The 21388-nt window shown below is 53.1% G+C and carries 20 protein-coding genes; 7 read left to right on the top strand and 13 right to left on the bottom strand.

The features are described 5' to 3' along the window. Positions 1-71 precede the first annotated feature (71 nt). Positions 72-416, top strand: coding sequence for a DMT family protein (locus EH55_RS05595; RefSeq protein WP_037975581.1), 345 nt, complete (start codon positions 72-74; stop codon positions 414-416). 208 nt (positions 417-624) lie between these two features. Here EH55_RS05595 and EH55_RS05600 read toward each other — a convergent pair whose 3' ends face one another. The 6 genes from EH55_RS05600 to typA form a co-directional block, all read right to left on the bottom strand. Continuing rightward, positions 625-2283 (bottom strand): phosphoenolpyruvate carboxykinase (ATP), encoded by a 1659-nt coding sequence (locus tag EH55_RS05600; protein WP_037975582.1) that lies wholly within the window; start codon positions 2281-2283, stop codon positions 625-627. A gap of 395 nt (positions 2284-2678) precedes the next feature. Continuing rightward, positions 2679-3374 (bottom strand): metal-dependent hydrolase, encoded by a 696-nt coding sequence (locus EH55_RS05605; RefSeq protein WP_037975583.1) that lies wholly within the window; start codon positions 3372-3374, stop codon positions 2679-2681. A 121-nt stretch (positions 3375-3495) separates the two neighbouring features. Continuing rightward, complete coding sequence (locus EH55_RS05610) at positions 3496-4779, bottom strand: OmpP1/FadL family transporter (protein WP_037975584.1); 1284 nt, start codon at positions 4777-4779, stop codon at positions 3496-3498. Positions 4780-4798: 19 nt separating this feature from the next. Continuing rightward, positions 4799-5299 carry an RrF2 family transcriptional regulator gene (locus tag EH55_RS05615; protein WP_051682684.1) on the bottom strand — a complete coding sequence of 167 codons (501 nt, stop codon included), beginning with the start codon at positions 5297-5299 and terminating at the stop codon, positions 4799-4801. A 185-nt stretch (positions 5300-5484) separates the two neighbouring features. Further along, entirely contained in the window at positions 5485-6792 is a 1308-nt protein-coding gene (locus EH55_RS05620) for an ATP-binding protein (RefSeq protein ID WP_081839456.1), read from the bottom strand. Next, positions 6782-8680, bottom strand: coding sequence for a translational GTPase TypA (gene typA / locus EH55_RS05625; protein WP_037975586.1), 1899 nt, complete (start codon positions 8678-8680; stop codon positions 6782-6784). Before typA ends, EH55_RS05620 begins: the two co-directional genes overlap by 11 nt. A gap of 250 nt (positions 8681-8930) precedes the next feature. Here typA and EH55_RS05630 point away from each other — a divergent pair, with 250 nt between their 5' ends. Together EH55_RS05630 and EH55_RS05635 are read left to right on the top strand one after the other, a co-directional pair. After that, entirely contained in the window at positions 8931-9860 is a 930-nt protein-coding gene (locus EH55_RS05630; protein ID WP_037975587.1) for a Ppx/GppA phosphatase family protein, read from the top strand. A gap of 163 nt (positions 9861-10023) precedes the next feature. Beyond that, on the top strand, positions 10024-10245 hold the full coding sequence (locus EH55_RS05635; protein ID WP_037975588.1) for a DUF3343 domain-containing protein: 222 nt from the start codon (positions 10024-10026) through the stop codon (positions 10243-10245). Between the two features lie 68 nt (positions 10246-10313). On the opposite strand, the gene EH55_RS05640 is transcribed toward EH55_RS05635, so the two are convergent. Next, positions 10314-10592 (bottom strand): hypothetical protein, encoded by a 279-nt coding sequence (locus tag EH55_RS05640; protein WP_037975589.1) that lies wholly within the window; start codon positions 10590-10592, stop codon positions 10314-10316. Between the two features lie 2 nt (positions 10593-10594). Continuing rightward, on the bottom strand, positions 10595-12010 hold the full coding sequence (locus EH55_RS05645; protein WP_051682685.1) for a chloride channel protein: 1416 nt from the start codon (positions 12008-12010) through the stop codon (positions 10595-10597). 59 nt (positions 12011-12069) lie between these two features. On the opposite strand from EH55_RS05645, the gene EH55_RS05650 reads away from it, so the two are divergent. The 4 genes from EH55_RS05650 to EH55_RS05665 all read left to right on the top strand — a co-directional run bounded on the left by EH55_RS05650 (position 12070) and on the right by EH55_RS05665 (position 17392). Continuing rightward, positions 12070-12681, top strand: coding sequence for a hypothetical protein (locus tag EH55_RS05650; protein ID WP_141730506.1), 612 nt, complete (start codon positions 12070-12072; stop codon positions 12679-12681). A 595-nt stretch (positions 12682-13276) separates the two neighbouring features. After that, on the top strand, positions 13277-14560 hold the full coding sequence (gene hisD / locus EH55_RS05655) for a histidinol dehydrogenase (protein WP_037975591.1): 1284 nt from the start codon (positions 13277-13279) through the stop codon (positions 14558-14560). A 122-nt stretch (positions 14561-14682) separates the two neighbouring features. Next, positions 14683-16143, top strand: a complete 1461-nt coding sequence (locus EH55_RS05660; RefSeq protein WP_051682686.1) for an APC family permease — start codon at positions 14683-14685, stop codon at positions 16141-16143. A gap of 481 nt (positions 16144-16624) precedes the next feature. After that, on the top strand, positions 16625-17392 hold the full coding sequence (locus EH55_RS05665) for an IclR family transcriptional regulator (RefSeq protein WP_037975592.1): 768 nt from the start codon (positions 16625-16627) through the stop codon (positions 17390-17392). A gap of 12 nt (positions 17393-17404) precedes the next feature. Here EH55_RS05665 and EH55_RS05670 read toward each other — a convergent pair whose 3' ends face one another. From EH55_RS05670 to EH55_RS05690, 5 genes are all read right to left on the bottom strand, one after another. Further along, positions 17405-17830, bottom strand: a complete 426-nt coding sequence (locus tag EH55_RS05670) for a GNAT family N-acetyltransferase (RefSeq protein WP_037975593.1) — start codon at positions 17828-17830, stop codon at positions 17405-17407. Continuing rightward, entirely contained in the window at positions 17814-18086 is a 273-nt protein-coding gene (locus tag EH55_RS05675) for an alcohol dehydrogenase (protein ID WP_236617083.1), read from the bottom strand. Before EH55_RS05675 ends, EH55_RS05670 begins: the two co-directional genes overlap by 17 nt. Before the next feature lie 25 nt (positions 18087-18111). Then, complete coding sequence (locus tag EH55_RS05680) at positions 18112-19320, bottom strand: DUF3084 domain-containing protein (RefSeq protein ID WP_037975597.1); 1209 nt, start codon at positions 19318-19320, stop codon at positions 18112-18114. 119 nt (positions 19321-19439) lie between these two features. Next, positions 19440-20657, bottom strand: a complete 1218-nt coding sequence (locus EH55_RS05685; RefSeq protein WP_037975598.1) for an ABC transporter permease — start codon at positions 20655-20657, stop codon at positions 19440-19442. Further along, positions 20654-21388, bottom strand: a complete 735-nt coding sequence (locus EH55_RS05690; RefSeq protein WP_037975600.1) for an ABC transporter ATP-binding protein — start codon at positions 21386-21388, stop codon at positions 20654-20656. The genes EH55_RS05685 and EH55_RS05690 overlap by 4 nt, the downstream gene beginning before the upstream one ends.

Below are 21388 nucleotides of genomic sequence, written 5' to 3' on the forward strand. Positions count from 1 at the left end.
CTGATTTTTCGCGACGTCGGTGCTGGCGCGCGGGATCAATTTTTGCCGCAAAGCGGCGAAGGGGTACTTTAATGCTGAAATACGTCTATCCGATAGCGCTGCTTTTCGTTTCAAACATATTTATGACCTTCGCGTGGTACGGGCATCTGAAATATATCGGCACAAAGCCGCTGATAATGGCGATACTCGTCAGCTGGGGCGTCGCGTTTTTCGAATACTGCTTCCAGGTGCCGGCGAACCGCATGGGGCGTCTCGTTTATACACTGCCACAGCTAAAGATAATGCAGGAAGTGATCACGATGACGATTTTCGCGGGCTTTTCCGTCTTCGTCATGAAGGAGAAGCTTTCGTTGAATTACCTGTTCGCGGCTCTGTGCATGGTCGGTGCCGTCTTTTTTATTTTCAGAGGGAACTGAGTCGTCCTCTTCGGCGCGCGGCCGGCAGAAGCCTATCGGGTATTCTGCTTTCGTATAAGAAAACCGCAGCCGCCGACGAATTTTTTCGCTTGGTTTATAGGATAAAAGAGGCTGAAAAATCCACGAGCTTCTGCGGGCGGAAAATAAGCGGGCTGCGCTTCGCCTGCGCAGCCCGCCGCTTTTTAACAGCTTTGAAGGCTTTTTTGATTTATTTCAGCGAATTGATTACCTTTTCTATCGCTTCATGTGCGTCCTGCGGCAGCTTGTCTATTCCGCCCTTCGCCGTGTCGCGCGATTTTACGAACTTCAGGCGGTCGTTCATGCGGTTCGCGAACTGCGCTCTGTAGGCCGCGTCGCCGAAGTCCGGCTCGAAGCCCTCTATCGGCATATATTCCATCCCTTCGATGCCGCCGAGCCGTTTCCACTGCGCCTTTTCCTCGACGATCGATTCGAGTATCGTCAGCGTCATCTCTTTCGGCACCTTCTTCTCGGTGAAAAAGCCGGTGTTGAGGATATAGCACTGAACGCCGTCCTCGAAGAGCTGGCGGAAGCGCGCGTAGTCCATTTCCAGCGGATAGGTGCGGAAAGGATTCGCGTAGCTTTCGATGACCAGGGCGTCGGGGTCGACGCCGGGCGCGAGTCGCTCGGCGGTCGTGCGCTTAGTTGCGAGCGTCGCGCCCATCACGGAGGCGAGAGACGGGCCGGCGAGCTTCACGACGGGCGGAAGCGTCGGGTCTTTCATCAGCCAGCAGATCGCGTTGAGCGGTTCGTCGATTCTGTCTATCCTGTTCGGCGTCCAGAAGCGCGATTTGACTGCACGTCCGTTTCCGTTCCTTATATCTTCGCTTACGACCATCACCTTGCCGTCGGCCGTTCTCGTCGCACCGCAGTTCTGCAGTGTCAGCAGATATTTGTTGTCGGGGCAGCCGATAGGGTAGTCCTGCATCTTGTCGAAGTACGCCGGCTCAAGCGCGATCGCGTATTTCTCCTTGACGTTTATCACGACCGCGTCGTCGTGAAGTACTGTGACGTTGTACTTCCCGCCGTGTTTGGCGTGGGTGATCGTCGATTTCCCTGAGCCGGAGAGGCCGAACGCGGCGAGCACGAACTTTTTGCCGCTGCCGTCCTTCAGCTCGTAGCGCTTCAGGCCGCCGTGGCAGGAAGCGTAGCCGTTACGCGCCGCTACGCCCCAGGCGAGCGTAAGGGTACCCTTCTTGAATTCGCCGAAGTAGCGCATGCCGAGTATAGCGGCGCAGTTCTGTTCTGGCGAGAAGAAGGCGAGCCCGAGCGGGAAGTCTGGATGCGTCCAGTACGGATCGGAGTATACGAAAATATCTCCGTCGTTCGGCAGATGGCGCGATTTCTTATAGCGCTCCTCGTATTCGGCGTTCATATACTGGAAGTTCATCATCCAGCTGTAGAGGTTGTTCTCGAAACCTTCGGGAATCATGATGTTCGCGCCGACCATGAAATCCTCGTCGAGCCCGATGACCGCGCGGGCCGAGTAGAATTTCCTGAATCTCCCGTTGTGGATCGCTTCGCGGAGAATCGTCGCGAGGGCCGTCGTCGAGACGCCGGCCTCTCCGACTATCCGGCGCGCCGCGGCGCAGCGGCCGAAAACCGCTCCGTCGTTGAAGAGCAGAACATTAGCGTCTTCAGGGAGCCCAAGGTCCGCCGCGCGGTAGACGGGCATAGCCGTCATCTCTATCGTGCCGGGAGAGTTTTTAGCTAGCCTGTACGCTGTGGCGGTATCCTTTACCTGGACGACGTTGTTGCCGTAAAAGGCGCTTTCTATCGTCGTCCTGACCGGATTCGGATTGAGCTTTTTAAAGCTTTCCAAATCAACAAAATAACCTTGCGTTGCCATGATACTTACCTCCACCAATTAAAGAAAATTGTAACAATCGCTTACATTTCCTTTTATATGCGTAGCATACACCAATTTTTAAAATTAACAATACTATTTGCACAAAAAGGGTAATTTCAGAATATTTGAATTATAGCCGTAAGTCTAATAAAAATTGGCTGCTCTGTTCAGCAAAAACGCGTTACGGATAGTAAAAATTGAGCCAAAAATACGACGCATGATAAGAAGAACGTCTTCGAAGATGAAGGCGGAATTTAACGAACGCGCTCATAAGGTAAAACTTTCGTCGCTACGGTGCGTTTATCATTTATGCACAAAAGCGCCGCCGCTGTGCGCATAGCGCGTCTGCGGCGGCGTCAGGTTTTTCACGGCGAGTAGCCACACCTGGGTTGTTTTTAAAATTCGAGCGTTTCTCCGTATCCGAGCACGACGACCTCTGTTCCCAGGAGCCCCGCCTCTTTGACCGCCGCGGCAAAGTCCTGCGGATCCGTCCTGATATTGGGGAAGGTGTTGTAGTGCATCGGGACCGCCCTGATCGGCTTGATGAATTCCACAGCGCGTACGGCGTCTTCGGCGTCCATCGTATAGTAGCCGCCGATCGGAAGGCAGGCGACGTCTATCTTCTCAGCTTCAAGCAGCTTCATATCCATCGCGAGCCCCGTATCGCCGGCGTGATAGAGTTTTTTCCCCTCGGCCTCGATCACGAAGCCGCAGGCTACGCCGCCGTAGCGCGGGGTGTCGCCGTCTATTATCTGGTCGCCGTGCCACGCCGGAGCGAGCTTGACTCTCCCGAAAGGAAATTTTGCGCGCCCCCCTATATGCATGCCTTCGGTTTTTACGCCCTTCTGCGCGAGCCATGCGGCCGTTTCGTTGCAGCTGAATACGCGCGCCCCCGTCCTCTTCGCGATCTCTATAGTATCGCCGACGTGGTCGCCGTGAGCGTGCGTCAGGAATACAGCGTCGAGCTCCTTAAAGTCGGAGGGTTTCGCCGCCGAGTTCGGATTTCCGCTGAGGAATGGGTCGATCAACGCCTTAAGTCCGGCCCCCTCTATATAAAACGCGCTGTGCCCAAGATAACGTAGCCTTACCATTTATATGCCCCCTGTCCTTAGATGATATTAATATTATAAATGACTGAGGGCGTATTTCGGAGATAAAATAAAGAAGGGCCCTTCGCGAGCCCCTCTTTTGGCCGTCTGTTTTATGCGGAAGTTATTTCAGCTTCAGCGTGCAGCCGAGCGATACGACCTGGGTCAACCCGTCGTAAATATACGCTTTGCTGAAATCCGCGCCGCCTATGTGCGAAGAGACGTCTCTGTCTCCCGCCCATATGGCGGTGTATGAGAAGGCGATCTCGCAGTTATCCGCCGGGCGGTATTTGAAGCCTATACTTCCGCGGTGGCGGTCGCCCGTCGGGACTGTGAAGTCCATCCTTTCGTCGGGCACGGGGCTCTCGTCGAATACGTAACCGCAGAGCAGGCTCCACTTTTTGCTGAGCTTGTGCTCAAGCCCGATGCCTACGCGCCACGCGGGGTGCCAGTCCTTGACGGCGTTCGTGCCGCCGATTATCCCGAGGAGCTTGTCGTCGAAGGTGAGATTCAGCTCGTTGTAGGTCGCCCAGTTCGTCCATATAGCGTCGATTTCGACGCGCGTCCTCTCGTTGAACTTATGTCCGATGCCGAAGGATATTGAATCGGGCAGAGTGACCGTGCCGTGCGCCTGAGTGTCGAGGCGGTAACTGCCGAAGCCGGCAAGCGTGCCCTCGAAGTCCGCGTCGGCGTCCATCTTCTGCTTGACCCGCGAACGGTAGGTGACGGCGAACGAAGTCTTGGGCGAGAAGTCGTACATCAGCGAAGCGACCCAGCCGACGTTCATGCTGTGCCCCTCTACGTCGGATTCAAGATCGCCTAAGTAGCCGAGCGCGCCATAGCTGACCGGCGTCATTTTCCTCATCCTCAGGTTGACGCGGTTTATATCGAGGCCGACTGCGGCCGAAAGCCTGCTGCCGATTTTGAACGCATAGGTCGGCTGCACCGTAAAGCCCTGCATTGCGGTGAAGATCGTGTCGTAGCGTCCTGCCCACGCGTCGTCGTATTCTATCTGGTTGCCGAAGCGCGGGAATACGGCAAGGCCGAACCATCCGTTGTTGCCGACTTTTCTCGCATAGTACAAGTAAGGCGCGAAAGCGGGGCTGTATTCGTTGTGGTAGTCGTCCGGGCGCGCGAAGTTCAGCGGCCCGTTTATAAACTCTACCGACGTTGCAGGATTTATCCAGCTCGAGCCGAAGCTCAGATAACTGCCGTTGAGCTTTGTTATTGCGGCGGGGTTGTAGGCGAGTACGGCCGGGTCTTCTTCGGCGAACATGTAATTGTCCCCCATGCCGGTGCCCGCGGCGCTCCATTCGTATACGCCGAAGCCCTCGGCGTATACGACAGCTGGGAGTGAAAGCGCGAGCAGCGCGGAGATGAGCGCCGCGAACAATATCCTCTTATCCAATAAAAACAATCCTTCCCTGTTAGATTTTTTTCTGACTCACATTTCCAAAATTTGGATGCCTCTGGCCGAGGCTCGGCGTGACGACGGAGATCTCGATGCTCACCTCGGTGCCGTTGGCGTAGTACGACGCGAACTCGGCTACGCTCCGCGACGCTAGATAACGGAAGAACGCTCTTGAAAGCTCGTCCATCATCCCGCCGATGAAGCATTTTTTGCCGCGGCAGCCTTCAAGCTTGCAGCCGCTTGCCTTAAACGGGCCTCCCAGTACCTCGAAGATTGGATAGAGCGGGGTCTCCGACGGGACGCAGTTCAGCTTATAGCCGCCGCCGGGACCGCGCACCGATTTGATGAGCCCGCATCTGCATAGACGCTGTAGAATCTTGGATAAATACGGCTCCGATGTGCCTATTATGTCAGCGAGATGCTTAGTTGTGAGACATTTGTCGGGTTCTTTCGCGAGCTCTCCGAACGCGTGAAGTCCGAGGAGCAAAGGTTCAGGCAGGCCTGCTATTGGATTCATCTTCCCCCTCCTTCCCAAGCTGACGCCTAACTGGAATAGTGGATATTTTATTCCACCTTTTTATATGAGTCAATAGATAATTCGAAGAAATAGATATTTTAAGAGTGCTACAGTAGCCCTTAAAGCAAAAGGCAGGCGTACTTCGCGCCTGCCCGTCCGTCTTTTGTATCAGTAACTTCTTTTGCTTACTCTTCCGGTTTTTTGCCTCCGGCAAGGAATTCGACGTACTGTCTCGCGCTCCTGCCGGAGAAGCCGCCGTGCTTGAGCTCCCAGCGTATCGCGCCGAGTTCGAATTCTTCGCCGGAGGCGTCGACTCCGTACTCTTCGGCGAGGGCGCGCGCGATGCGCAGATATTCTTTCTGCTCCGGAGAAATGTAGCGCACGAGTATGCCGAAGCGGTCGACGAGGGACATTTTTTCCTGCATCGTCTCGGACTCGTGCACGTCGTCGTCCTTGTCGGCGCGGTCGCCCCACGTCTCCTTCATCAGGTGGCGGCGGTTCGACGTCGCGTAGATGAGGACGTTGTCGGGGCGCTTTTCGATTCCACCCTCTATGAAAGCCTTGAGGAATTTGTACTCGACCTCGGAGGGTTCGAAGGATAGATCGTCCATGAAGAGGATAAATTTATAATTGCGGCGCTTTATCGCGTCGAGTATCGTCGAGAGGTCGTTTATCTGGTGCTTGTAGACCTCTATCATACGAAGGCCCCGCTGCGCGCATTCGTTGAGTATCGCCTTTATCGTCGAAGATTTTCCCGTGCCGCCCTCCCCGTAGAGGAGGACGTTGTTCGCCGGGCGCCCCGAGAGGAAGGCGTCCGTGTTTTCTGCAACGATCTTTTTTTGCTCCTCGTAGCCGATGATGTCCGAAAGGGTGATTTTTTCAATAGGAGCGGCCGGCACTATCCCGCGTTCGTGGGAATCCCAGCGGAAACCGCAGTAAAGCGCGAATTTTCCGCAGCCGCGCTCTTCGTAGAATTTTTCCGCGGCCGCCATAAGCTCGGCGCCGCTGGAGGCCATGGCGAAGTCCGCTGCCAGCGCCGCAGCGGCCGCGTTTTCGCTTTTCTTCGAGGAAGGCGTGAAATCGGCGAGGCAGCCGCCAATATCGACGCCTATCTTTTTTTCGAGCGCGCGGAAGTCATAATTCATATACGCGTACAGCGTGTCAAAGTCGTTCGCGGCGAGCCGCAGCATCGTGCCGCCGGAGATTTTTCTGCGCTCGTGCGAAAGAGCGAAGGCGTTTTCCCTTTGCGAGAGCAGGCGCGCGAGCCACGTGCGCCACACGCTTCCCGCTATGCCGAGCCCCTCGGCCGCCGCGGCCATCTTTTCTACGCAGTCGCAGTAGCGTCTTACGCTCTCTGCGGGCATTTCGCCTGTAGCTCCGGCGCGTTCGGCTTTTATCAGCGCCGTTACTCCGGAGAATACTTCGTCGCTCTCAAAGTTGCGGTAGACGATAAGCTCTCCGGCGGGAGGCATAGCTCCGCTTCTACTCTTCATCTTCTTCCGCGCCACTGATACCGGCCCTGATGCGCGCCTTTTTGCGCTGGTCGGCGTCGAGTATCATCTTGCGTATGCGCACCGAAAGCGGGGTGACTTCTACGAGCTCGTCGTCGCTTATCCATTCGAGCGCGGAATCGATCGTAATCTGGCGCGGCACGTCGAGGACTATCATCATGTCCTTCGTAGCGGAGCGGTGGTTAGTCTGCTGCTTGCGCTTGCTGGGGTTACAGGGGATGTCCTTATTGCGCGACGCCTCGCCTATGACCTGTCCGTTGTAGACCATATCCCCGGGTTTGATGAAAAGAGTGCCGCGCTCCTGAAGGTTCTCAAGCGCGTAGCTCGTCGCCGCGCCCGTGTCTACGCTGACGAGCGAGCCGCGCGAACGCGAATTTATCTCGCCGACCCATTCCCCGTAGCCGACGAAGCGCGAGGAAAGTATGCCCAAGCCGCGCGTGTCCGTCAGAAATTCGCCGCGGTAGCCGATGAGGCCGCGCGTCGGTATCCTGAACTCAAGGCGCAGAACGCCGGTGCCGCTGTTTTCCATATTTTTCAACTCGCCCCTGCGCTGCGCGAGCTTCTGTATAACCACGCCCTGATATTCCTCAGGCACGTCGATGATCAGCTCTTCCATAGGTTCGAGGGTGCGTCCTCCGTCGTCATGCTGTACTATTACTTCCGGGCGAGATACGCATATCTCTGAGCCCTCGCGGCGCATCTCTTCGATCAAAATGCCGAGGTGCAGTTCGCCGCGCCCTGAAACCTTTATGCCGTCAGGGCGTCCGATGTCCTCCATTCGCAGCGCGGGGTCTATCTTCGTCTCGCGTTCGACGCGCGACTTGAGCTGACGCAGCGTGATCGCGTTGCCGTCCTGTCCGGCGAAGGGGCTCGTGTTTACGATGAAGAACATCGATACCGTCGGTTCCTCGATGTCGAGCGGCGGGAGCGCGTGACCCGCTATCTCTGGCGAGCTCACGGTATCGCCAAGGTCGATGTTCGCAGGGCCAGTGAACCATACGATGTCGCCAGCGCCGGCCTCCTCGACCTCGGCGCGGTCGAGCCCCTTTGTCACGTAGAGGTGCGTGCAGGCCGAAGTGTCGGTCGAAACTACCTTCCAGTCCGTTTGTTCGTAATCCGTCCAGCGCGTATGCGTGCGCAGTATCCTGTCGCCCTTTTTCAGCGTGCCCTGCAATATCCTGCCGCAGCCGATGCGGCCGAGGTATTCGCTCCACGTGAGCGTGCAGACCTGCATCAGGAAGGGCTTTTCCATTTCTGCCTTCGGCGCTGGCACGCGTTCGATTATAGTTTTGAAAAGATCGTCCATGCCGGCCTTAGCGTTGTCCTCGTTTTTCTTAAGATCGGCGACGAACCAGCCCTGCAGGCCGGAGCCGTAGAGCACCGCGAAGTCGCACTGTTCTTCCGTCGCGCCGAGCTCTATGAATAGGTCGAAGGTCTTGTCGAGCGCGATCTCAGGCTCGGCGTTCGGGCGGTCGACCTTGTTGACTATCACTATCGGCTTGAGGCCGAGCTTCAGCGCGCGCATCAGAACGTAGCGCGTCTGGGGCATGGGCCCTTCGTTCGCGTCTACGAGAAGCAGAACGGAGTCCACCATCGAGAGAACTCTTTCTACCTCGCCGGAAAAATCGGCGTGCCCCGGCGTGTCTACGATATTTATCTTATAGCCGCCCCACTCGACTGTACAGTGCTTGGCCTTTATCGTAATGCCGCGCTCGCGCTCCAGGCTGCCTGCGTCCATAACGCGCTCCTCCATCAGCTGATTGTCGCGGAAAAGGTGGGCGGCTTTGAAGATGCCGTCGATGAGCGTTGTCTTGCCGTGGTCTATGTGGGCGATTATAGCGATATTCCTGATTTTTGAAGAGTCCTGCATTTTATATATTCCTCTCGCTTAAGCGCCTGTTTACTTCATTGCGCCATGAAAAAATAACGTCTGCTTTAACCAGACCAAAAAATTATATTAGCACTGAAGCGCCGGATCTGTCTATAATTTTTTAAAGGGCGCGCGGCAAGGGGCGACGCCCGCAATTCGTCAGGGCTTTCGGAAGCGCCGCTGCCCGGCTTGAAGAAGCGCGGCCTATAGGCTATATTTAGAAAATAAAATTTGCGGGGATGGTTCCGTTATGAGAAAAGCTGTGATAGACGTAGGCACTAATTCGATAAAATGCTGCTTGGCGGAAAGCGCGGAAAACGACGGAAGCTTCACCGTCCTCAAGGATTCCGTCAGCATAACGAGGCTCGGAGAGGGGCTGAGAGAGAACGGCGGCATAAGCGCCGCCGCGCTTGAGAGGAACGCCCGCGCCGCGGCTGATTTTGTGAACGAAGCGCGCGCGGCAGGCGCCGAGGTGAAAATAGTCGGCACTATGGCGCTGAGGAGCGCGAAGAACGCCGGCGCCTTCATAGTCAGGGTCAGAGAACTGACCGGCGAAGAGCTCTGCGTCATCACGGGAGAAGAAGAGGCGCTGCTGCTTTACACTGCCGTCATAGCGGGGATACCGAAGGCAGCGGAATCGGATTTCGTCGCATTCGACGCCGGCGGCGGCAGCACCGAATTCGTATACTGCGCGCGCGGCGCGATAAAGCGTAAATTCAGCATCAACGTCGGCTGTGTGCTCGCGACGGACGCGTATTTTCCCGAAACGCCGGTGTCGGCGGAGAAGCTCGACTTCGCGCGCGCGCGGATTAAAAAAGAGCTATCCGAAGGCGGCGTCGCTCCCGGCGCCGAAATGCTCGTGGGACTTGGCGGAAATATCACAGCCCTTGCTGCCGTAAAGCACAAAATGGCGCTCTACGACGCGGAAGTCATTCACGGCTCGACCCTTACGCTCTGCGACGTCCGCGCGCAGATGGCGGATTACGCGGCTAAAACGATTGAAGAGCGCAGAAAGATTCTCGGGCTGCACCCGCAGCGCGCCGACGTGATTTTAGGAGGGGCGTGCATCGTCGAAGCCGCGATGGAGCTCTGCGGCGTCCATTCGCTCATCGTGAGCGACAGAGGGATGCGCCACGGCCTTCTATATAAGCTTTTCAAAAAACAGCGGCATGATTTTTAGGGCTCCAGGCCGCTCTGCCGGCACTCGCCGTGGAGACGGGGCGGCTTACCGGCACGGCAAGATTTTTTGTGATGCTGCACAATAATGCAAAAAAGGATATTTATTTTTTGTGCGGAAAGTGGTAAAAATATAACCGAAATGTCGAGCGGAGGTAAGCTGACGCATGGAGTGCATTGCAACATTTGACACGACGCATATGGCGCTTTATTTCGAAAAAGCCTGCCGCGCGGAGGGGCTGAGCGTGAAGATAGTGCCCGTGCCGCGCAGCATTTCCGCAAGCTGCGGCCTCGCTTGCAGCTATCCCTGCGCCGATGCCGACGGCGTAAAAAAAATCGCCGCGGAAAAATCGATAGAAGTCGCCGATTATCACAAGCTGGCGTCGTAAAGGCGCACTTCATCTGCCGAGCAGCTGAAAATAGCGCCCGCGAATAAACGCGGAACGCTGGAGGATTTTTATTCGCCCTCCTCCGGCGGCTTCTCGTCCTTGAAATATTTCTTCCAGAAAAGCATCGATAGAAAGCGCCACAGGAGATAGCCGAGGCAGACTATTGCTATCGATAGCCATAGTAGGGTGTAAAAATTGATTCCCGCTCCGGCCAGGCGCGAGATGCCGGCGCGGCGCGTCCCGCCGCTTCCCGGGCCGAAGAATTTCCACGCCCATATCGCGATCATCGCCACGGACAGCGCAGTGAGAATCCTGTTGAGCAATTTGCCGAAATTTCCGCCGTTCACCTCTATCTCCTCCTTATCAGCTTGGAGTTTATCCTTTCAATGTAAAAATGTGCTATCCGCCGCAGAGAAATACTCTCGAAGCGTCTCACGAGCCTCTCTCCGCGCTCCGTCCTCTTTATCACGAAGGTGCGGGCCTTGGGCGAAAGAAGCACCTGCGTGGGGTAGAGGCTTCTGTGTCCCACCGCTATATATGATACGGCGCAGGCGACTCCCGCGAAAGCCGCGATTTGCGCTCCGAACATCTCCATCGCAAGTATCGTGCCGGAGATAGGCGTGTTCGTCGACGCGGCGAGCACCGCAGTCACGCCGAGCGCGGCGCAGAAGGAGGGATCGAGCCCGGTGATCGCAGAGAAGAGCAGCCCGGATGACGCGCCGATGAAAAACGTAGGAGTGATCTCTCCGCCGCAGCCTCCGGCCGACAGCGTGACGCCCATAGCGAGAATCTTGATAATAAATCCCAACGGCAGGCTCTTCTCTCCTGTGATCATATCCCTTATCACGCCGCTGCCGAGGCCGAGAAAATCTTTCCCGAAGATGAGCCATATCGCGAGCAGCAGCAGCGCGCCACTGACGGGGCGCTTCCACCCCGTGATTCCGCAGCGCGCGAATGCCCTGTTTATTAAGTGGATCCCCTCGATGTTCATAATGGCGATGATGCCGAAAAAAACTCCGGCGGCAAGCACGGCTGAAAGAGACGCCGGCCCCAGCGTTGGGATATGGACGACATAATAGGGGAGATGCCCCGCTCCGATCGCCGAGGCGGTGAAATATCCGGCGATGCCGCTTATCAGAGACGGCAGCAGAACGTCGTAAAAAATCTGTCCGACGAAGAGGACCTCGACCGCGAATATCGCGCCGGCTACCGGCGTGCCGAAGACAGCGCAGAAGCCCGCAGAAATGCCGCAGACTATTATTCTTTTCATGTCGGACTCGTCGAGCCTGAAAATTTTCCCGATGACGTAAGAAACGCCGGAGCCGATCTGTGCGCAGGGGCCCTCGATGCCGACCGAGCCGCCGGAGGAGATCGTGACGATCGTAGCGGCGATCTTCACGGGCACAGCTTTGAAGTCGATCACGGTCCTTTTCTTGTTGTGTATAGCGTCGATAACGGCCTCCGTGCCGTGCCCGGCCGACTGTGGTGCGAGCATGCGAACAAGGTAATAACTGACGAAGAGCCCGGGCATGAGCAGCAGATAATGGAAGTCCCCAATCTTTGAAGCGTAAGCCATCGAATGACGAAGCGCGAGCAGGAAGCCCCCGCAGACGAGCCCGACCATGACGCCCGTCAGCACCGCGAATGCGCACCATTTTACAACGCTGCACATCAGCCACATTTCGTCACGCACTATGTCGGAGCTATTGGATTTTTCTTCTATGTCTATCGTGAGCTGTTTTTCATTATTATCTGGATCGTCCATAATTATCACCGTCAGTCAATTTTAACATAAAGTCCGCCCAACTGCGCTATAATAGCGTCATGAGAGTAAGAATTGCGGAACTGACGGGCAAAGCGGCAAAAATTTTGATATTAGCGGCCGTGTTAGCGTCATTTTTCTTCATCGCCCGGAGGATAACGACAAAGGAAGCTTATATCGCTCACGAAAAAGCGCAGTGCCGCGCGATCGCGATAAGCACTGCGCTCTGCGCTGCGGACGCGGCCTTGAGCGATCCGGCGGTCGCTTCGCTCGTTAAAGAATCGGGAGCGCTCGAATATATTTCAGATCACCAAAAAACGCCCGACAACATAAGCGTGAGCGTCACGATGATGAGTTCGGACGAAGGAAAATCCCTGATACGTTCGCGGTCCGCGTCCGGCTGGAATTCCCGCAGCCCTCAGCGCTCCGAGTTCTCTGTCATATTGGATGAGGACGGAAAAACTCTTTTTAAAAGGGAAGAGGACGCTGAAGCCGCGCGTCTTATAACGGAGGCGCGAAAGAAAATCGGCGCCGAAGAAAAGTTAAAGGAGCATACGTTCACCTTCCCTAACGAACGCCCCTGTCCCGCGCCCTTCACCGCCAAAAGCGCTTTGGTCGACTGCTTAGGCGAAAAAAAAGTCTGGATAATATTTTTTGATAAAGGCGGCGATTAGCGCCCGCAGGTATACTTTTTGTCCCGACTTTGTTTATAAAATTTACAGGCTTATAGACAAAAGTTAAGATAGCTTATTACTCAACGCTGTATTAACTGCTTAAAGTAGTTTTTCGTAAATTCGAGAAATATTTGAATCTCTTGTTTTGCATATTGTTTTGTGGATTATTACTATGTTTGCTAACCTTCGTTCAAACAGGTTCATCCCGTCTCTCTACGAGACAAGCTTGTCGGCGGATAACTTATTGTCTGCCTGAACGCGTCCGGATACAGAACTTGATTTGCTGCCCCCGCATGTGAGAGATATATATTGTGGAATTATATAGATTCTGCTCTCGAACGCGCCCGAATACCGGAAATGATAATACTCGATCCGTATATAGATAAGACTTCAAAAAATAATGCAATTACCCGCATTGCCACCTTCTTAAACAAGGCTGTTTCTGCCCTTTCACCCATAGATATTACCTATAAGAAAAAGCCACAAAATTCTATTCGATATTATCGTATTTATATTTGACAATATAGAATAGACATAGTAATATATGGCTATTCCGAACGCTATGTTCGATAATAGCAAAAAGGAGGATTGTATCATGCCAAGAGAGTATTTAAAGAAAGCAATACCGCAAACCCCAGAGGATATGAGCGAAGTAGTTGAAACTGTAGCTAAACTTATATCTGAAGTACGAGAGAAAGGAGATTCCGCTGTCCGTTTATTGACCAAAAAGTTTGATAATATCGACCTTGAAAAGATGGTTTATACGGAAGAAGATTTTAACGCCGCTGAAAAGGCTATGCCTGTCACGCTTAAAGAAGATATGGATTTTGGTTTCAATCAAGTAACAAATTTTGCTAAAGCACAGTTTGATACTATTTCAGAATTTGAAAAGGAAGTAGGCCCAGGTATCCATATGGGGCATCGCATTATACCTATTTCCAGTGTCGGCGCATATATTCCTGGCGGACGCTATCCAATCCTTTCAGCTCCACCTATGCTTATATGCCCTGCAAAAGTCGCAGGTGTCTCCCGCATTGTAGCCTGCACTCCTCCGAGAAAAGACGGGAAACTACATCCTGCTACCCTATACGCTATTAAACGCTGCGGTGCAGATGAATGCTACTGCGTTGGAGGCGTACAGGCGATTGCGGCAATGGCGTATGGTACAGAAACGATTCGTCCAGTTGATAAAATAGTTGGTCCAGGAAATAAGTGGGTCACCGAAGCTAAACGTCAGGTCAACGGCGTAGTGGGACTTGATTTGCAGGCGGGGCCCAGTGAAATATTGGTTTTAGCTGATAAAACTGGGCAGGCAGATATAATAGCCGCGGACTTATTAGGGCAACTCGAACATGATCCAAATGCCCGTGGCGTCCTTGTTACAAATAGCCGTGAGCTTGGTGAAGCAACTATCGCTGAGGTTGAAAGACAAGTTAAACTGCTTGCTACTTGTGAGACAGCGAGTACATCTTGGAAGAATCATGGAGAGGTGGTCATTACGAGCTCCATGGAAGAAGCGTGTGATTTTGCGAACGAATGGGCTCCAGAGCACTTGGAAATCCATTGTAAACATCCCGACGTCATGCTTTCGAGGCTCCACAATTATGGTTCTTGCTTTGTGGGAGTAAATGCGGCAGAAGTCTTTGCTGACAAGGTTTCTGGCACTAATCATACGCTTCCAACAGGCAGAGCGGCCCGCTATACAGGCGGCGTGTGGGTAGGCACTTTCCTAAAATGGATCACACATCAATGGGTTGACAAGGAAGCAATGAAACTCCTCGCACATATCGTATATCGTCAAAGTACGATCGAAGGTATGGTTGCACATGCTGAATCAGCGGCAATACGTCTACGCAAAGTAGGAGAACCAGTAGATTAACCAAAAGCACATAACACAGAAGCGCCTGTATTGAGGGAAAACTATACAGGCGCTTTGACCACATAGCTGTAATCAAAGGGATCTGGTATCGATGTAATAATTTTTATATTGGGGGGATAAGGATGTCAGAGATAAGATCATTGGAAAATGCCAGCGAACGTGTTTCTCTTAGAAAAACTCTCAGCAGGACCGAAATCTGGGCCTTAGCTTTTGGAGCTATAGTTGGATGGGGCTGGGTCATGATGGCTGGTCGCTGGGTGGGGCTAGCTGGTACGCTTGGAGCGATATGCGCTTTCCTAATAGCTATGGTTTTTTGTAGTTTGATCGGGATGGCATATGCAGAGCTAACTCCTGCCCTTCCGCTTGCAGGCGGCGAATTAGTATTTTCTTACCGTGCTGTAGGTTATAATTTTGGTTGGTTCACAGGATGGGCAATGAGCTTTGCTTATGTGGCAGTCGCCGCTTGGGAAGGGCCTGCTTTTGCGACTGCGGTTGACTACCTTGTAAATTTACCTGAGATAGGCTCGATATGGACCATTGAAGGATATACTATCTATTCACCCTGGTTGATCGTGGCTATTTTAGGTACTTTATTTACAGTTGGCTGTCATTATTTCGGCATGCGCGTTACTGCGATATTCAACACTATAGCTGCGATAGCCCTCGTAGTTGGCGGCCTGGTTTTTTCTTTAGGCTCAATAACTTTTGGAGATATCGCCAACGCTGTGCCATGGTTTCAAGGGGGTACTGACGGTCTTATCGCAGTGCTTCTGATGGCGCCGGCCATGTTTGTTGGTTTCGATGTTATACCTCAAGCCGTAGAAGAAATGTCGATACCACTTAAGCAAGTTGGTAATCTTGTAATTTTTGCAATTTGTTTAGGAGGCCTATGGTATATTTTAATGATCTTGGGTGTGGCATTTGGAGCTCCTTATGCTTTCACAAAAGCAGCAAAAATACCTGTCGCTGACGTGACCGCATACGTTATGAACTCTAAGCTATTAGGCTCTCTGGTGATAGTGGCGGGCATCGGAGGCATTCTTACCAGTTGGAATGCTATGTATCTTGGCGGCAGCCGCATTATTTTCGCTATGGCCAGGGCTAAAATGCTTCCGCCGATCTTTGCAAAATTACACCCTAAGTATGGTTCACCGTATGTAGCAATTCTGCTGATTGGTACTTTGGGATTACTTGGTACGTTGACAGGCAAAAACGCCCTCGGCTGGTTCGTAGATGCTTCTTCTTTTGGTGTGGTGGTCGGTTACTTGTGTGTCTCTATTTCCTTCTTCATACTTAAAAAGAAAGAACCTGAGATGAAACGCCCTTTTATTGCTCCTGGCGGACGTTTTATGGGGATACTTTCTATCCTTGCCTCGATCTGTTTTATCGTTCTATATCTACCGTTTGGACCTGGTGGTGGGCTGGGATATCACGAATGGTATATGGTTATCCTATGGGTAGTTATCGGTACGATACTATATTTGGTTAATAATTTACAGCATAGCTATGTCTCTAACGAAGAACGTGAGTTTCTAATTTTTGGAGAAAAATACTCACGCCCTGCCAGATTAAACAAAAAATAAAATTCCAGTCTAAAAACGCTTTGGGTATTTGGGAGAACATTGTGGGGAACAATTCAATGTTCTCCCGTTGATCTGTAGTTAAAATAAACATCCCCGCATAATGCTGTTTAGTAAAACAACTTGGGCTTATGTTTACACATGAAATTTTTTCACCGAAAAGGTGTATGATTGTTATGTATAAGATACCAGCCAAAAATCAGGAAGCAATTTAACAAACTGCGAAGAACAATTATCTACACATCTGCAGTTCTGTTGTCTAAAGTACACCAACCTCTTTTCACTGCTGTTCAGCACAAACTGTAGAAACGACAACCTTCCCTCTATCAAGGGTAAATATACCGCTTGAAGGACTTCCTGGAAACAATACGACAGGGAGCCTGTACTTATTTGGGGTTACTCGACATTTTGTGTTTAAGGAATTATCGTGTTATACTACGACCGTAAGTTATGAATAATATTTAGGAGTTGTTATTTTGCCAAAATGAAGATAAAGAGTAGCGTGCGTACAATTCAATCTGTTCAACGTGCGATAGATATACTTAACCTTTTTGATTTCTCACGAAAAGAAATATCTCTTTCAGAAATATGTGACGCCACAAAATTAAATAAAAGTACAACATATGGACTGATTAGTACGTTATTAAAAAATGGTTACTTGGATAAAGACCAGACAAGCGGAAAGTACACTCTCGGCGGCGTGCTGCTCGCGAAGGCATCTACGAGAGAATCGCCTATCAATGTTAATATAAGTGCACTAGGTTCCCCTAAATTAGACGTATTAGTCAATCAATACTGCATGACGGGCACATTATTCGCTCATTATGCCAACACGCTGACTTGTCTAAGGATGTTGTCGCCGATTAATGGATACAGCGTTACGTTTGAATTAGAGACCAATATGGCTTATCATGCTGCGGCATCGGGGAAATTATTATTAGCGCACTATACAAACGAAGAGGTTGAAAAAATATTAACCAAATCTCCATTTGTCCGTTATACGGATTCAACTATTATGGATATAAACACATTACTAAACGAACTTGAAATCATTAGGGCGCGCGGCTACTCTATTGAAGATGATGAAATACAAATTGGTATTTTCTCTATTGCTAGCCCAATATATGAACACAACGACATCTTTGCGGGTACAATGAGCCTTACCGGTGCAACTCAGGCTACAAAGATGCGCCTCAAGAATATTATCGAAGATATTACGACAGCAACGAAAGAAATTTCAAGCTTTTTGTGAGAATACAACACATCACGAATATTCCATCGGGCGGCGCTGGAGTATCATCAGGCCGTCGCGCGGCTCGAAGCCTAAGCGCCCCATGAACGATGTCAGCTCGCTCGTGTAGGTGACGATCACTGGGACGTTTTTCAGCGCCGGATGTTCGAGCGCGTATTTGAGAAGCTGAGAGCCGACGCCCTTGCCCTGATAATCCGGGTGGACGAGTATGTCCCACAGGGAGCCGCGGAATACGAAGTCTGTCAGCACGCGGCAGAAGGCTATCAGTTTGCCGTTGTGACGTATTGAAAAGCACATACTGGTACCTTCGAGCATCTTTGCGATCTGCTCAAGAGAGCGGCTCCTTCCCCAGCGCGTGAAGCGGTAGAGGTCCTGAAGGTCGGCGGGAGAGAGGGCGAGCTTGCTGTCGTAAAATGTATACTCAGGATTTAATTTCATTTTTAAGGTTTTCGCGCAGCGGCTCTATTTTCGCGCTTTTGCCGTCACGAGCGAGGGCGAGGCCGCCGATTATATTGCGCAGGTCTCCGCGCCTAGCGTCCTTCGATATGGGTATTTCCATAAGCTGGCCGGCGCCGCATTTGCCGCAGGTCCACATCACGCGCGCGACTCCGCCTTCGTCGGGCGTTCCGGCAAGGATTTTTAATTCGCTGCATTTCTGACAGGCTACGATATACATAGCAGATTCTTCTTTCACAAAGATTTCGCCGCAGGCTGCCGCCTTACGGTTTTTTCAGAGTGCATTTTACTCTCAGCGGCCCTTCGCTGTAAATATCTCTTTCGGTAACTATTTCCAGCGAAAGCGCTTCTTTCGTCTGCTCTATGCTGTCTAGGACCGCGATGAATTCTCCCGTGTCCGTAGAGCCTACGTTTCCGGTGAGCGGGTCGCGCATGACTCCGTCTCCGGCTGCTTTTTGATTAAGCGAGCGCAAGGCCCGGAAAACTGTCTCTTCGATTTCCTGTCGCGGCGTGCCTGGTTCAAAGGTGTGTGTATAAAGGGTTTTGCCTTCGCTGTAGACGAGCGATGAGCGATGAGTCTCGATCTGGGCGCTGACCGCTTCGCCCGCGACGGCGTTGCCGAGGGCCGTCAGTCGCATCAGCCAGCGTCCGGGATTGCGCGTCAGGATGCTGCGCACGGCAATTATCGAATCCTCGGTCACCTCCGGCAGCATTATCCTTTCGGCGTCCCTTATGCCGAAGCGATAGGCCAAAAGGGCGCGCGCTTCGCGGCGCAGCCTCTCGATATATTCGCCGACCTGGGCTTCTGTTATCGGCGTTCCCGTTATGACGGCCTGAGCCAGTATTTCGTCGGAGAAGGCTGCGATTCTGCCTTCACGAAGGCGCTGCAGGCCGGACTTCAGCGCCTCGGCTTCTTTTTTGAGCGAGCCGATCGACGCTTCAAGCTTTTTGCTTTCGGAGAGCAGCTTTTCGTTTTCCTTTTGCAGAACCGCTTGTTCTGCGCGCGTCTTGTCGCGCATCGCCGTCATCGCCGAGAGCTTCGCGCGAGTCTCTGCGAGATTTTTCGTGCCCTCTTCGAGCTGCCTTTCAACGGAGCGCAGCTCCTCTTCCTTTTCGGAGAGGTCGCCCCTGCTCTGGAAGAGGTCTATCTCCATGCGCCCTATCGTCTCTTCGTTTTTCTTCAGTTCTTCGCGCGTCGACAGCAGCTGACGCTGTATGACCTGCATGCTGAATAGAGCGGTGCGCACCTGTTCGGACGCGACGCTCAGTGTGAAAATTGTCGCGAGAGCTATCCCGACGCCCGTGAAGACGGAAATTATACGCGACGTATATCTCGGACGGAGCTTTAAAAAGGTTATGCGCTTTTTGCCGAGCTTCATGCCGATGATGTCGCCGGCCCATGAGACGAGCGCGCTGACTATTATTAGAGCCCCTATCAGTACCCAGTTTATATCGTGAAATATCTCGAACAATTAGCTACCTCGCAACAAAATAATTTGCGTAACCGAAAAATATTTCTGTTTCTATTATAACAGAGAAAGGGCGCAAAGAAGCGCGCGGAAAAGATGCTGAGCGCGCCGTTTTGTCGTGTTTATTCGTATTTCAGCGCGTCTATGGGGTTCAGCAGCGACGCCTTGTAGGCGGGGTAGTAACCGAAGCCGACTCCCACCAGCGCGGAGAATACGAACGCAAGCAATATCGAAGGGACTGTGAAGACCGGCGGCGCTGAGGTAAAGGATGAAAGCGCGTAGCCCGTAACGACGCCGGCGATGATTCCGACGACGCCTCCGACCATCGAGAGGACGACGGCCTCGATGAGGAACTGTATCCTGATGTCGCGCTCTGTCGCGCCGACGGCCATCCTTATGCCTATCTCGCGCGTGCGTTCGGTGACCGAGACGAGCATGATGTTCATTATCCCTATGCCGCCCACCACGAGCGAGATGAAGGCTATCGAGCCGAGCAGCATCGACATTATCGTCGTCGTCTTGCGCCGCGCTTCGAGCATTTGAGAGACGTTTCTGACCGAGAAGTCGTCGGCCTCCCCCTCTTTTATTTTATGACGCTCACGCAGCAGGATTTCCGTCTCGTTCTGTATGTAGGAAAGCGCCGTCATCGAGACGCCCTTTATGTAGATGTTGCCGATCCTTCCGGCCGTCGTCCAGCGGACGAGGCGCTTTTGCGCCGTCGTCAGCGGCACGAGCACGAAGTCGTCCTGATCGCTGCCCATCGCCGAGAGCCCCTTTGCTTCGAAGACGCCGACGATGGTAAAAGGAATCTTGTTGATTCTTATAGATCTGCCGAGAGGGTTTTCGCCTGTGAAGAGCTTGTCGATCACGGTCTGTCCGACGACCGCGACCTTAGCGCCCTGGCGCACGTCGCTCGCGCCTATGTCGCGCCCAGAGGCTAGGCTCCACTCCTGCACATAGCTGTAATCGCCGGTGCTGCCCACGACGCTGGAGTTCCAGTTCGTGTTTTCGTATATCAGAGTCGCGCTCATGTTTATCATGGGCGCGACGGCGTCGATGCCCGAGACTTCTTTTTCGATCGCCAGAGCGTCGTCGTACGTCAGATAGCGCGTGACGCCGGTCGTCGAGCGCCCCGGCCTGTCGGGGAATACCATGATGAAATTGCTTCCGAAGGAGGATATCTGCTCGTCGATGCTCTTGTTTGCGCCGGCGCCTACGGCGAAGGCCGCTATGACGGCGGCGACGCCGATTATTATGCCCAGCGCTGTGAGCATCGAGCGTGTTTTGTTCCTGCGGAGCGCAGTAACGGAGGCGGAGAATATTTCTGTCGTCGATATCACGCGGCCCCGCCTCCTTCGGCGCGCCGCGCCTGCGTAAGCGTACGCCTTCTGTCGTTTACCTCGTCCTTTATTATCACTCCGTCGCGGAAGTGAAGTATGCGCTTCGCATACTGCGCGACGTCCGGTTCGTGGGTGACGAGTATTATCGTCATGCCCTCGTCGTTGAGGCGGCAGAAGAGCGCCATTATTTCGTCGCTCGTCTTTGAATCGAGGTTGCCGGTGGGCTCGTCGGCCATCAATATCTCGGCGCGGTTCACTATCCCGCGCGCGATCGCCACGCGCTGCTGCTGCCCGCCTGAAAGCTGCGTAGGCTCGTGATATATGCGCTCCGAGAGGCCCATCTCGATCAACGCCTCTTTCGCCTTCTCGTGGCGTTCTTTTCTCGGCACGCCCGCGTAGAGCAGAGGAAGCTCGACGTTTTCCAGAGCGGTCGTCTTCGAGAGCAGGTTGAAGCCCTGAAAGACGAAGCCGATCATGCTGTTCCTCATATGGGCGAGTTCGTCTCCGTCCATATCCTCGACGCTCTGGCCTCCGAGATAGTACTCGCCCGACGTCGGCCGGTCCAGGCAGCCGAGTATATTCATCGTGGTGGATTTGCCGGAGCCAGACGGCCCCATCATAGCAACGAACTCTCCGCGCTCGACGCTGAGGTTGACGCCGTGAAGGATTTCGACCTCGTCGCCGCCGAGCCGGAAGCTTTTTCTTATATCCTTAAGCTCAACTAGCGGCAT

It is taken from the genome of Synergistes jonesii (assembly GCF_000712295.1).
GTDB classification, from domain to species: domain Bacteria; phylum Synergistota; class Synergistia; order Synergistales; family Synergistaceae; genus Synergistes; species Synergistes jonesii.